The following is a 12,314-nucleotide window of genomic DNA, read 5'->3' as shown; positions in this document are numbered from 1 at the left end:
CACGCCGATCAGACCACGCCGATCAGGCCGCTTCGTCGCCGATGGCCGCCCACCCGGCCATCGCACGGTCGGCCGTGCGGCCGCTCGCGGACGGTCGTGATCCCCGCCGACACCTCCCGGCAGCCCTGTTCGCGCTGCTGTGTCCGTGCGACCAGGGAGTCGCGATGAGGAACCTCACTCGGGTACACCACAGGGCCGGGGCCTTCGCCGCGGCGGCGCTGATGGCCGCGGGCGCGATGCTCGCGACCGGTGCCACCGCGACCGTCGCCGGCTCGGCGGTGCGCCCCGCCGAGATCAGCCCCGACCAGCAGCAGGCCATCCTGGCCGAGACGAACAGCGTGCGCCAGAAGGCCGATCAGCAGCCTTTGACCTGGGACAGCTCGCTCGCCGCACAGGCTCAGGCCTGGGCCGACAACCCGGCCTCCACCGAGGGCGGCCGGCTGAACCACGCCCCGCTGGGCAGCGCCGCCGAGAACATCTCCGGCTATCCGCCGGACCAGGCGACGGGGAGTTGGGCCGCCGAGAAGAGCGCCTACGACGCCGACCCGAACCACGACTACCAGAGCAACCCGGCCGGGTACCGGATGTGGGGCCACTACTACAACATGATCGACGCGAAGTGGCACACGATGGGCTGCGGTGCGAAGAGCGGCGTTCCCATCCAGGGTGAGGGCTGGATCGTCGTGTGCCTGTACGGGAGCTGACGCGCGTCACGCCGCCCGGCCGTCCCCGGCCTCGTGGTGCATGCCCCTGCACAGCGCCCAGACGATGAAGAAGTTGACGGCGACCAACACCGTGGCCCAGACGGGGTAGTACGGGATCCACAGGAAGTTGGCGAGCGCACCCAGACCTGCGACGAACACGCCGAAGAAGCGTGCCCACAGGGCTCCGGAGAGGACAGCGCAACCCGCCAGGACGAGGATGATGCCCAAGATGAGGTGGACCCAGCCCCAGCCCGTCAGGCTGAACTCGAACACGTAGTGGCGCGTCGCGAGGAACAGGTCGTCGTTCGCGATGGCCGCGATTCCCTCGAAGACGGCCATCGCGCCACCGAAAATCATCAGCGCTGCCGCGAGGGCGGTGGTTCCGGATGTGGGCGCGTGCCACGGGCTCGGGCCGGCGTCGGCCGCTCTGGAGCGGGTGGAGTCACTGGCCATGTCGGCCTCCTTGCTCGGCGCGGCCGTCCGGTCAACCGAGCGTGCCGGACCGTCGCGATCTCCGTCTCAGCGTGGCACGGGGGCACTCCATCGGCACTCCAACGGCACCCGGTCGATATCCAGGGGTCAAGAATTCTTGACATCGTGTTGCGGCTGCTTGACACTCCGAGTGTCTGGTTTTCTTGACATCGGGAGGGGCAGTGGCAGTCGAAGAGAAACGTGCCTGGAGCATGTTGGTGGTCGCGATCGGGTCGTACGCGCTGTACCTGTGGGCCGTACTGGAGCGCCCCGCGGGAGTGCCGCTGACGCACGCGCCCTACGCGGGAACCCTGCTGTGGACGGTCGGCCTGTCGATCGTCGTGTCGATCGCCGCCCACATCGCGATCGCCGCGTCCTCGCCGCAGGACGCGAACGTCAAGGACCAGCGCGACCGGGAGATCCACCGCTTCGGCGAGTACGTGGGGCAGTCGTTCGTCGTCATCGGCGCCGTGGCCGGTCTGCTGCTCGCGATGGCCGAGGCCGCACCGTTCTGGATCGCCAACGCCATCTACCTGGCTCTCGTCCTCTCGGCGGTGCTCAGCTTGGTGGTCAAGGTCATCTCGTACCGGTTCGGTTTCCACCCGCGGTGAAGCCGACGAGGGTCACCAACACCATCCGCGCCCAGCGCTTCGCGCACGACGAGATGACCCAGGCCGAGCTCGCCCGCCGCATCGGCGTGAGCCGCCAGACGGTCATCGCCATCGAGCAGGGCCGCTACTCGCCCTCGCTGGAGATGGCCTTCCAGATCGCCCAGGCGTTCGGGGTGCCTCTCGACAGCGTCTTCCAGTACGCGGCCGGCACCGGTGCCGGCACCGGCACCGGCGGCGCGAACGGTACGAGCACATCCGGCGGAACAGACGACAACGGGGGAGACAGCTGATGAGAGCCATCGTCCAGGACGTGTACGGACCGCCCGAGGTCCTGCGGCTCGACGAGATCGACCGGCCCGTCCCCGGGCCCGGCGAGGTGCTCCTGCGCGTGCACGCGGCCGGCCTCGACCAGGGGGTCTGGCACCTCATGACGGGCACGCCCTACGCACTGCGCGCGGCGGGCTTCGGCCTGCGCGCACCCAGGCAGCGGGTCCGGGGCATGGACGTCGCGGGCCGCGTCGAGGCCGTCGGAGCGGGCGTCACCCGCTTCCGTCCGGGCGACGAGGTGTACGGCACCTGCGCCGGCTCCTTCGCGGAGTACGCGTGTGCCAAGGAGGACAGGTTGGCTCCGCGCCCGGCCCGGCTCACCCCCGAAGAGGCGGCGGTCGTCGCGATATCGGCGTGCACGGCCCTCCAGGCCCTGCGCGCGGGCCGGCTGAAGCCCGGTCAGCGGGTCCTGGTGATCGGCGCCGCGGGCGGGGTGGGGACGTACGCCGTCCAACTGGCCAAGGCGCTTGGGGCCGGACACGTCACCGGAGTCTGCAGCACCCCCAAAACGGACCTGGTCCGCTCCCTCGGAGCCGACGAGGTCGTGGACTACACCCGCGAGGACCCCACCGACGGGGTCCGCCCGTACGACCTCGTCCTCGACATCGGCGGCAACCGCCCCCTCCGTCGCCTGCGCCGGGCCCTGGCCCCGCGCGGAACCCTGATCATCGTCGGCGGTGAGACCGACGGCCGCTGGATCGGCGGCCACGACCGGCAGCTGCGCGCCCTGCTGCTGTCGCCGTTCACCCGTCACCGCCTGCGCGGCCTCGCCGCCACCCCGCGCTCCGAGGACCTGCGGGCCCTGGGGGAGTTCATCGAGTCCGGCGCGCTCACCCCGGTGGTGGACCGCACGTACCCGCTGCCGGAAGTCCCGGACGCGATCCGCCGCCTCCGCGAAGGCCACGTACGCGGCAAGATCGCGATCCGCGTCTAGGGCCCGTCCGGCGGATCGTGGGACTGTGGGATCACCGGCTCGTGGCGGTCCCGGGGCGGCCTGATCATGCGAGTGGCGACACGGCATATGGTTTCCGCCGTAATCGCAGCCACCTGCGAAGACGCGGCATCAAGCACGCCATCCCGGGGCCGAGAGAGCAGTGAGCCAACCGTCATTGGCACGCGGATCAGGGCGGAAACGCTCAGCGCGCGTCGAGTGCCGCCTGCAGCGCGTCCTCCGTGGGAGCCATGACGACCGCGTTTGCCCGAAGCTCCGCAGGAAGGTGACGACGCTCCTGCTCGTGGAAGATCAGTGCCTCACCGTCCTGGGGGACGACAGCGGCTCCGAGGGCTGCCGCCAGCCGGGCGAGTACGCCGAGCATCGCGCCACGGGCAAAGTGCGTCACCGTCACGCTCGGTATCCCGCTTTCGCCGTGGGACTCGTGGTACAGGTCCGCTTCGCCCCCGTCCTCCGCACGGAGCTGGGAGAAGCCCTCCTCCGGACCGCCCGCCACCACGTACGGCTCCGTCACATGCCGAAACCGTTCGGCGTCCAACGCGACGACCCCGCTGTCCACGAACCGGAGCAGGAAGATGCTGTAACTCACGGACACACTCTGCCATCGGCATGATCCGAAAGACACGGTCCAGGGGCGTCCAGCCGCGACCCCGGCAGCCGGCCACGCGCGTTCCGTGGCCGAGGACGGCCTCGCTGACGAAAATGGCTGGTGCGGCGCAAGGGGGAGTTCGCCGCGGGCGGCGCCCCGGGCTGGCCCGCGTACGACACCGACGAACGCCTCGTCCAGCTCTTCGACGCCCAACCGACCGTCACCTCCTATCCGGAACGGGCTTCCGACCGGATCTGGCGGAACCACACCTTCCCGCCGCTCCCGCTGATCGGCCGGTAACGTCCGCCCGCGGCATCCCCTCTCACGGCCGACTCCTATGCTGACGGGATGATTGACCGGGGGAGGGCCGTTGCCGCGGCGGCGTGGGGCGTGGTGGCCTTGCTGTTCGTGGCCGTGACCGTGTGGGTGACCTTGGCCGGCCTCGTCGGGTTGGGGTTCGTGGGCCGTGAAGACCAGCTTCGGATCTCCCAGTGCCAGCGCACGGGCGGAGGACGGGGCGGCAGCTACCTCGAGTGCACCGGCAGCCTCATCGCCGCGGCGGACCACGGGCCGGTCAGGGTTCGGGTGGCCGATGGGGGTGGGACCGCGGGGAAGGTCGTACGGGTCGCCAGGGCGCCGTGGGGAACGTACGCGGTCGTCGATGCGGGCTTCACGGCGTGGGCGACGACCGTGCTCTACTCGCTCCTGTCCGTGATCGCCACGGCGCTGTTCACCTGGCTCAGCGCGAGGTCCGTCCGCCGGATCACTCCCCGAACGCGCCGTGCCGCCCCGCGCCCGAGGTGAAGCGGCCCGCTCCCGCCGCCGTCTCGCCCGCGGTCAGCGGAACCAGACCGTGCCGGTACTCCCCGGCCAGTGCTTCCGCCTCGTCCAGCCCGTGCTGTTCCAGGACGGACAACCGGTCGTGGCGCATGCACAGTTGGGGGAACGCGGCGATCTCACGGGCCAGCGCCTCCGCGGCCCGGCGCGACTGACCCGGGGCCACCACCCGGTTCGCGAGCCCGATCATGTGCGCCTCGGCGGCGGTGACCGGACGGCCCGTCAGGATCAGGTCCATGGCGCGGCTCTCCCCGATCAGCCGGGGCAGCCGCACCGTACCGCCGTCGATCAGCGGCACGCCCCAGCGGCGGCAGAACACGCCGAATACCGCGTCCTCCTCCGCGACCCGCAGGTCACACCAGAGCGCCAGCTCCAGGCCCCCGGCCACCGCATGCCCCGCGATGGCCGCGATCACCGGCTTGCCCAGCCGCATCCGGGTCGGCCCCATGGGCCCGTCCCCCGAAGCCAGTACCCGATTGCCGCGCTCGCTGCCGATGGCCTTGAGGTCGGCGCCGGCGCAGAAGGTCCCGCCCTCGCCCCAGAGCACGGCGACGGCCGCCTCCTCGTCGGCCTCGAACCGGCGGAAGGCGTCGGCGAGCAGTGCCGCCGTCGGCCCGTCCACGGCGTTGCGGACCTCCGGCCTGCTCAGGATCACGGTGAACACCGGGCCGTCCCGCTCGACCCGCACCGCGGTCTGCTCATGCGCCATGCCGCACCCTCACTGGTCGTCCTCGGTGAGGGGGCCGTAGTGGTACGTGAGCTCCCGCCAGGTCAGCGCGCCGCCGGGCTGGTCCTCCTGCCCGGGGCGGTTGAACCGCGCCATCCGCCACGCGCCGCGGTTCGGGCCGTCAGCGAGCCGGGTCCACGCGTCGAGGTCGGCGTCAAGAACGCGCTCGGGTCCGTCTTCGCCGGGGTCGGTGTCGTCCACGGGGGACCAGTGGCGCAGGTCGGGGCGCTGTGCCAGCCGTTCTTGGTAGGCGGCGGCCCGGGCCATGAAGTCGCGACCGCCGGCCGGGGCACGCTTGACGTGCTCCAGGTCGTAGGCGCTGGCGAGGCTGGTGAGCGTGTGGCGCATGTGACCAGCCTAAAAGCTTGGGCCCCGGTCCGGGAGGCGGTCCGGGGATCTGCTGCACTTCAGCTTGCGCGCAGCCGGAGTATTCGAACTGTTTTGCGACTGGAGTGACTGGAGCGACTGGAGTGACCGGAGAGCGGACGGCGCGGAGGCCGCGCACCCGTCACGGGCCTCGCCAGACATTGGCGAACGCCGCCTTCTCGATCGACCGCCGCTGGCGTACGGCTTCCAGCTCCATCACCGCGTCGTTCACGATGGCCAGCACGGTCGTCACCGCCTCGTCGTCGAGGTCCGGCTCCTCCTCGGACGGCCCGCTCTGGATGCCCACGACCGCCGCGAGGGCGGCGAGTACGGGCTCGTCCGCCTCCCAGCGGTTCTGGGCCTGGCGGCGGGCGGGCGAATCGGCCAGTTCCACGCGTTCGGCCCCGAAGAGCGACCGGCCGCTGCGGCCCCGCGTCAATTCGCCGTCCGCCTCGAGGGCGCTCTGGTACGCCGCGGCGAGGTCGCGGCCCCTGCGCCACAGCCAGTCCTCGACCCGCTCGTACGGCACCTGCCGGGTCAGTGCCGCCGACGCCTCGCCCAACAGGCGGTCGTCCTGTGCGGACTGATCGCCCGGCACGATGCTGTCACCGTCCAAGGTGACGACCTGCGCGCCCATGAGATCGATGAGCTCGGCTCCCGCGAGTGCGAGCGACAAGTCGCCCTGCCCCACGGGACGGTTCGGCTGTGGATCCATGGCGATGATGAACAGGTCTTTCGCCGTGGTCATGAACGGCTCCCCTCGCGGTCATCGGCAGTGATGTTCAGTATCGCCCCCGGTGGGTGGAAGAACGCGGTGTCGGGGCCGGTGGACCGTTCAGCGGTCGTACCGCCGGTGGAAACGCTCCACCCGGCCCTCGGCGTCCACGATCCGCGCGGTCCCCGTGTAGAAGGGGTGGCTCGCCGACGAGATCTCGACGTCGACCAGCGGGTAGGTCTTGCCGTCTTCCCACTCGATGGTGCTCGACGCGTGCGCGGTCGACCGGGTCAGGAACGCGGTGCCGGCAGCACGGTCGCGGAAGACGACGGAGCGGGATTCGGGGTGGATTCGGTGCTTCATGCGGTGTCCTTCCTCATGCGCGTGGGCCGAGTGCGTGCGTGCCTGCGGGGCGACGCCCCGTACGCCTCAGCGTTCCTCTCGGAACGTGACGTGCCTTCCGGCCAGCGCGTCGTACTTGCGCAGGACGAGTCGGTCCGGGTTGTTCCGGGTGTTCTTGCGCGTCGTATAGGTGGTGCCGGTCCCGGCCGTCGACTTCAGTCGGACGACGGGGCGCGTGGTGTTGCGTGCCACGGGGTGCTCCTCTCGGCGGGCGCTCGCGCGATGTTTGACTCGCGCATGCCAGCTGAGTCCTGTAACAGGAGCCGGGGCCGATGCATTCCCGCCCCTCCCCGTCCCAGCACCGACCCGGTCGTGTGCCGTATCCGCCTGCTCCCGTGGGGGGAGAAGGTCGAGGCCCAGAAGACCCGGATCCCCTACCACGGGCTCCTTGAGGACATGCACCGGACCGCCGCCGACATGCGGGCCGCGGGGGCCACCGACGAGGAGATCGCCAGGGAACCCGTCGACATGCGCGACCGGGCCAAGGCGATCACCCGCGCGGGCATGACCCCGGAGGAGGTCCGCATCCTGGAGGAACGCAACACGGCCGAGTACGGCGATCCGCTCGGGCCCACGGCGGACCAGCTGTACGCCCCGTACGGCACGTGGCAGCAGGTCACCGACGCCTCGATGCGGACGAGCTACGCCGTCGACCGCGAACTCGGCCTTGAGTACAAGCCCTGCCCCGTGTAGCTCCGGAAGTGACCGGCCGGGCCGGTGGCGAACCCCGTCGAGCGGGATCGCCACCGCCCCACCGCCACCGCCCCACCGCCCGGCCTCAGTTGATCCCGCCGCTCCCCTCGCCGGACTCCCGCTCCCAGGCCGCGGCGAACATCTCGTGCAGCGGTGTCGTCGGCAAGACCCGCCCGAACGGGCTGCGGATCTGGCCCCGCCCCAGCGGGCGTACCGCGTGCGCGGCCAGCTTCGCCGCCTCCAGCGGCAGGTGCGGGGACTTCGGCTCGGTCCACTCCCCGGGCAGGAACAGGGTCCGGCCCGCCCGAGCCCGTTTGGCCTCCACCACCCCGCCCGTGCCCAGGAGCTCCGCGCGGGCGGCTGCGTGCTGCCGGGCCGACCAGCCGTTCCACCGCCGCACGTTCCGGTCGGTGGGCGCGGCCAGCGTCGCCAGCTGAAGGTACAGGGCGGCCGCATCCGCGCCGGCCCCGAGCCGCTCCGACACCCGTACGACCAGATCCGGGCAGGACCGCCGCGGGTCCGCCTCGTACGCACCGGCCGGAACCGCCCCGGACCGAGCCCGGTGCATCATCCGCTCCAGACCGCCCCCGGCCAGCAGCGGCGCCACCCGGTCCAGCTCCTCGGCCACGTCGGTGACCTCCCGCACACGCCGCCACACCTCCGGGTCGGCCACCGCCGCGGGCCGCAGGAACGCGGCTCCGCCGGGCGCGCACACCACCAAGGGCCCGGAGTCGTACGCGGTCACCGGAACCGGCGCCTCCTCCTTGCGGCGGTCCATCGCCACCGGCAGCCTCCCGGGCCCGAACCGCTCCGCGATCCGCTCCGAGGTGTCCTGGACCCGCCCACCGGCCAGCGCCACCAGCATCTCCGGACGATCGAGCTCCGCCCGGAGCCGCTCGTACACGTCCATCGCGCCGGCGACCGCCGGATCGCCCACGGGCCGGTCCGTCCACGCCCACACCAGCGCGCTCGCCATCTGCCACAGCGAGAGCCCCACCGGGGTGCGGTACGGCAGCTCCCGCCCGGCCGGCGGCACGGCCCGGACCTCCACGCCCGCCCCGTACGGAGTCGCCGCCAGCTCCCAGCCGGCCGCTTCCACGGTCGCGTCGGCGGCGGCCCTGTATCCGCCCGCGAGCCGCCGGGCCCACACCTCCGGGAGCCCCAGCCCGGCCTCCAGGGCGTCGGCCGCACCGTCGTCGAGGGCGGGGAGCGTCCCCATGCGCTCCCGCCACACCGCGGCCATGCGCTCCACGGCCGCCTCGATCCCGCCCGGCCGCCACAGCTCGGCCGGGTCCTCGGGCAGGCCCGCCGCCAGGACGGCGCGACGGCCCGCGCCGCCGAGCCGGGCGCGCAGCCGCTCGTACGACTCGGCCGTCATCGGCGTCGCCCTGTACGGGGCCTTGCGGGCCAGGGCGCGGTCTTCGTCGCGGTCGCACCGCCCGACCAGACCGGCCACCACGAGCCGGGCCACCGGCCCGCGTACGCCCGTCAGTCCGGCGAAGCGCGCGGCCGCCGACTCCGGCAGCGGGACCGGCCCGTGCTCCTCGACCGCCGCGATCAGGGCCCGCAGGCGGGCGGCGTCGTCCCGCTCGACCCGGACCAGCCGCGCCTGGGGCACCGCCACCGGCACCGGGTCGCCGTCCGCCTCCTCCCGGGCGGGCGCCACGAACCAGCTCTGCGCGCTGCCGGACCGCAGGGGCCACGACGCCACCGCGGTCCCGCCCCCGCGGAGCCCGTCCACGACCCCGGCGGACGCGCGGCCCACCCACCACCGGCCGCCCGCGCGAGCGAACGGCTGGTCGGCCCAGGTGTCCAGCAGCGCCAGCAGAGCGGCCCGCTCCGCGTCCGCGGTCGGTTCCACCGCCGCCCGCCAGGCGGCGGCGTCGATCGCGCCCATCAGCTGCGACCAGTCGTGCGGCGGAGCCGGCGGCGAGAGGCGGCGCACCTCCTCCACGAGGGTCCCCGCCAGAGCGGCCCCGTCCGAGGAGAGCGCGCTCAGCGTCGCGGGCAGGTTCACATCGGGGCTGCGCCGCCACGGGTCGTCGCCCCCGTCCGAGACCAGCCCGAACAGTGCGGGCATCAGCTCGGTGTCCGGCGCGGACCGGCGCGGCAGGGCGGGCGGCGCCTGCGCGAGCAGGGTCACCCGCCGGTGCAGGGCGAGCCTGCGCTCCTCCACCCGGGCGGCCCGCCCGGCCACCGCCACGACGGCCTCGACCAGCACCGGGTCGCCGACGTCCGGCAGCTCCCGGGCCACGGCGGCGCGCAGCTCCTCCGCGTCCGCCCGGGCGGCCTTCAGCAACGCGTCCGCGGTCTCCCGCCCGACCCCTCTCAGCGCCCGTGACCCGGCCGCGTCCCGGGTCCGCAGCAGGTACCAGAAGGCGGGCGGCAGGGCCACGCCCCCCGACGCGGTGACCCGGCGCACCGGGGCCACCCGCGGATTCCGCGGCGACGGATGCCCGTCCAGCTCCCACAGCAGCGCGCCGCCGGCGGCGTACGCGCGCACGCCCGTCCGGGTCTGCGCCTCGGCGAGGACCACGTCCTCCACCGGGTCCGCCGCCGTACCTTCCGGCGGCGCCCACAGGCCCCACGGCTCCTGTCCCTGGCGGTCGATGTCGAACCGGGCCGTACGCCCGTCCACGCTCTCCACCAGGTAGTGGTCCGGCGCGTGGTTCCGGTGCCGGGTGCGGTACAGCACCCGGGTCCCGACCAGCCCGTCCCGGCTGCCCAGCGGGGATCCCGCCAGACCGGCGGGCAGCGGCGCCAGCTGGAGGGCCTCCGAGGCCACTGCCATGCCGGCCTCGGACGGCTCCGCGGCGGGCTCGGTACGCGCCGCACGTCCCGGGAAGTCCGGCAGCGCGACCGCGCCCCGCGGCTCCCCGGTGACCGGGTCCACCACCTCCCACGGCCTGCGCCCGAACACGGCGTTGGTCCAGATCCGCGAGCCGTCGCCGAGCTGCAGCTCGTCGCGGTCGATGCCCTCCGTCCCGCCGGGACGCAGGACCCGTCCGCCGCCGTGGCGCCCGCCCCCGTCGGCGGTCTCGAACTGGAAGCCGTACGCCCCGTCCAGGCTGCCGCCGAACGGCACCAGACCACCGACTTCGTCCGGGGCGAACACCTCCGCGGGCCGGTCCGCCCACACGGCGGTGTCGCAGTGGTACGGACTCGGCTTGAGCGTCCAGCTCACCAGGAAGGAGCCGCCCACGTAGTGCACCGCGTACATCGTCGCGCCGTCGGGCACCGTGAAACGGCAGGAGCCGCGCACCCCGTCCGGGCCGACGGCGACCGCCCGGTCCCGCCCGAACACCGTCAGCACCGGCCAGGTGGCGCTCACCCCGGCCACCCCCGGCACCCCCGGCAGAGCCTCTTCCGTTTCCTCGGCGCCGGCGCCCGCCGCGAACTCGGCGTACACCGACTCCAGGGCCGGCCACGCCAGTTCCTCGGGCAGGCCGGCCGCCAGCGAGCGCCGCAGCGCGCCGGCCGCCCCCGCCCCGGCCAGGGCGTCGGCGATCCCGTCGAGCGCGGACACCGTCGGCCGGTCCAGTACGGTCTCCAGCTCGGCCACGGCCTCCTCGGCCCCGGCCATACCGCCGCCGGCCACGGTGTCGACGAGCTTGCCGACCCGTGCGGCGACCTCCTGGGCGATGCCCTCGTTGCCCGGCAGCAGCGTCACCGCCGAGCCGGCCCGGCGCCCGCGCGCCGGCCCCCACCGGGGCAGCAGATCCGCGTGGACGGTCCCCTCCAGCCGGGGACCGAACACCGGGTCGGCGGCCAAAGCGGTCAGGTCCCGCCGGGACCGCTCGCCCCAGAACCTCATCCGCGTCTCCGGTCCCGGGTCGACGACCGGGACCCCGGCCGCCAGACAGGCGTCCAGCACGTCCGCGTCGAAGCCCTGCCAGTGGTGCCGGGTGGTGTGCAGCGTCACCGCGGCGCCCTCCGCCCGCAGCCGCGGCCCCAACCGGCCCACCAGGTCGAGGAATTCCACCGGGAGCGGCTGCCGTGCCACCCCGCCGCCGGACTGCGCCGCGTACTGGTACATCCGTACGTAGTTCCCCACCCAGTGGTGCAGCCCGCCCTCGGGCACCACCCGCCCGGCCGCCATGGCCCCTGCCGCGCCACAGCCGATGAGCATCCGCAGCCAGGCCCCGCCGTCGGTGACCCCGTCCGGGAAGACCTCCACCAGCCCGGCCGAGACCGCGTCCGTCGGCGGATGGGCCGTCAGGACCTGCCCGGCGGCGTCGAGCAGCGCGTCCGGCACGGACTTCTTGCGCGTGGCCGACAGGATCGCGCCCACCAGCCGCGCCGTCTCCTCGTCGCCGTACCCGGCCGCCTTGGCGGAGGCCCGCACCCGGCGCACCAGATCGGCCGGCAGGTCCGCCGGCGAACCCGACCACGCGGTCAGGAACGCCTCCAGCGCCGTGTGCGCGGCGGCCGGTTCCAGCGTCTGGGCGAGGAACCGCTGGTGCGCCCCGAACTCCTTGGCCGGCATCGCCCCGCCCGCCGCGAACAGCAGCGCGTTGGCCCTGCGGTACGCGGGGTCGACCGGGAGTCCGTGCTGGGCCTCGGCCGACCGCGCCGCCGCATAGGCCCGGCCGCCCGGGCGGCTCCCGTAGCCGATCAGGCGATGGCCCACGGTGTCCCAGAACCACGGCAGATGCGCCGCCGGCAGCCGCCGCGCCCGCGCCGCCATCGTGTCCACGAACCGGCCGGGCTTGGCCTGGGACCGCCCGAGTTCGGTGCGCATCGCCTCGACCAGGTCACGCGCGCTCCCGGCCGCGCCCGGGTCGTGGGCGGCGACCCAGTCGGCGTACGTGGTCGAGGCGTGCGCACCGGCGGTCGGCAGCAGGGATTCCAACGAGACGATCATGCTTCGCATCGTCGCACGCCCCACCGACAAGGCGGCGTCGGCCTGTTGACCGGCGG

At 73.8% G+C, this 12,314-nt stretch carries 15 protein-coding genes; 7 read left to right on the top strand and 8 right to left on the bottom strand.

The window, feature by feature from the left end:
- Positions 1–164 precede the first annotated feature (164 nt).
- Entirely contained in the window at positions 165–704 is a 540-nt protein-coding gene (locus ADK52_RS37700) for a CAP domain-containing protein (RefSeq protein ID WP_159046129.1), read from the top strand.
- Between the two features lie 6 nt (positions 705–710).
- Here ADK52_RS37700 and ADK52_RS37695 read toward each other — a convergent pair whose 3' ends face one another.
- Complete coding sequence (locus ADK52_RS37695; protein WP_053694342.1) at positions 711–1,157, bottom strand: DUF7144 family membrane protein; 447 nt, start codon at positions 1,155–1,157, stop codon at positions 711–713.
- Between the two features lie 200 nt (positions 1,158–1,357).
- Between ADK52_RS37695 and ADK52_RS43210 the strand changes: the two genes are divergently transcribed.
- From ADK52_RS43210 to ADK52_RS37680, 3 genes are read left to right on the top strand one after another with little or no spacing between them, the layout of a single operon-like run.
- Positions 1,358–1,786, top strand: a complete 429-nt coding sequence (locus ADK52_RS43210; protein ID WP_030155787.1) for a hypothetical protein — start codon at positions 1,358–1,360, stop codon at positions 1,784–1,786.
- Positions 1,783–2,076 (top strand): helix-turn-helix transcriptional regulator, encoded by a 294-nt coding sequence (locus tag ADK52_RS45190; protein ID WP_199828610.1) that lies wholly within the window; start codon positions 1,783–1,785, stop codon positions 2,074–2,076. Before ADK52_RS43210 ends, ADK52_RS45190 begins: the two co-directional genes overlap by 4 nt.
- Entirely contained in the window at positions 2,076–3,047 is a 972-nt protein-coding gene (locus tag ADK52_RS37680) for an NAD(P)-dependent alcohol dehydrogenase (protein WP_053694341.1), read from the top strand. Before ADK52_RS45190 ends, ADK52_RS37680 begins: the two co-directional genes overlap by 1 nt.
- Positions 3,048–3,249: 202 nt before the next feature.
- Here the strand turns inward: ADK52_RS37680 and ADK52_RS37675 are convergent, their stop codons facing one another.
- Positions 3,250–3,654 carry a hypothetical protein gene (locus ADK52_RS37675; protein ID WP_159046127.1) on the bottom strand — a complete coding sequence of 135 codons (405 nt, stop codon included), beginning with the start codon at positions 3,652–3,654 and terminating at the stop codon, positions 3,250–3,252.
- A 120-nt stretch (positions 3,655–3,774) separates the two neighbouring features.
- On the opposite strand from ADK52_RS37675, the gene ADK52_RS37670 reads away from it, so the two are divergent.
- A complete protein-coding gene (locus ADK52_RS37670; RefSeq protein WP_053694339.1) occupies positions 3,775–3,954 on the top strand; it encodes a hypothetical protein in 180 nt (59 codons plus the stop codon).
- A gap of 48 nt (positions 3,955–4,002) precedes the next feature.
- Positions 4,003–4,458: a hypothetical protein gene (locus ADK52_RS37665; RefSeq protein ID WP_053694338.1), complete on the top strand. Its 456-nt coding sequence runs from the start codon at positions 4,003–4,005 to the stop codon at positions 4,456–4,458.
- Here ADK52_RS37665 and ADK52_RS37660 read toward each other — a convergent pair.
- The 5 genes from ADK52_RS37660 to rpmG all read right to left on the bottom strand — a co-directional run bounded on the left by ADK52_RS37660 (position 4,418) and on the right by rpmG (position 6,893).
- Complete coding sequence (locus ADK52_RS37660) at positions 4,418–5,200, bottom strand: crotonase/enoyl-CoA hydratase family protein (RefSeq protein ID WP_053694337.1); 783 nt, start codon at positions 5,198–5,200, stop codon at positions 4,418–4,420. The genes ADK52_RS37665 and ADK52_RS37660 overlap by 41 nt on opposite strands.
- A 9-nt stretch (positions 5,201–5,209) precedes the next feature.
- Positions 5,210–5,566 carry a hypothetical protein gene (locus tag ADK52_RS37655; RefSeq protein ID WP_053694336.1) on the bottom strand — a complete coding sequence of 119 codons (357 nt, stop codon included), beginning with the start codon at positions 5,564–5,566 and terminating at the stop codon, positions 5,210–5,212.
- A 160-nt stretch (positions 5,567–5,726) separates the two neighbouring features.
- A complete protein-coding gene (locus ADK52_RS37650) occupies positions 5,727–6,332 on the bottom strand; it encodes a GOLPH3/VPS74 family protein (protein ID WP_053694335.1) in 606 nt (201 codons plus the stop codon).
- A gap of 87 nt (positions 6,333–6,419) precedes the next feature.
- Positions 6,420–6,662, bottom strand: a complete 243-nt coding sequence (locus tag ADK52_RS37645; RefSeq protein ID WP_053694334.1) for a type B 50S ribosomal protein L31 — start codon at positions 6,660–6,662, stop codon at positions 6,420–6,422.
- Positions 6,663–6,728: 66 nt separating this feature from the next.
- Complete coding sequence (gene rpmG / locus ADK52_RS37640) at positions 6,729–6,893, bottom strand: 50S ribosomal protein L33 (protein ID WP_053694333.1); 165 nt, start codon at positions 6,891–6,893, stop codon at positions 6,729–6,731.
- 120 nt (positions 6,894–7,013) lie between these two features.
- Between rpmG and ADK52_RS37635 the strand changes: the two genes are divergently transcribed.
- Positions 7,014–7,394, top strand: coding sequence for a hypothetical protein (locus ADK52_RS37635; RefSeq protein ID WP_234344424.1), 381 nt, complete (start codon positions 7,014–7,016; stop codon positions 7,392–7,394).
- Between the two features lie 85 nt (positions 7,395–7,479).
- Here the strand turns inward: ADK52_RS37635 and ADK52_RS37630 are convergent, their stop codons facing one another.
- Positions 7,480–12,258, bottom strand: a complete 4,779-nt coding sequence (locus ADK52_RS37630) for a hypothetical protein (protein ID WP_053694332.1) — start codon at positions 12,256–12,258, stop codon at positions 7,480–7,482.
- Between the last annotated feature and the right edge of the window lie 56 nt (positions 12,259–12,314).

Source organism: Streptomyces sp. WM6372 (genome assembly GCF_001279655.1).
Classification (GTDB): domain Bacteria; phylum Actinomycetota; class Actinomycetes; order Streptomycetales; family Streptomycetaceae; genus Streptomyces.
The sequence above is the reverse complement of the archived record's forward strand: the minus strand, read 5'-3'. Positions and strand labels throughout refer to the sequence as shown.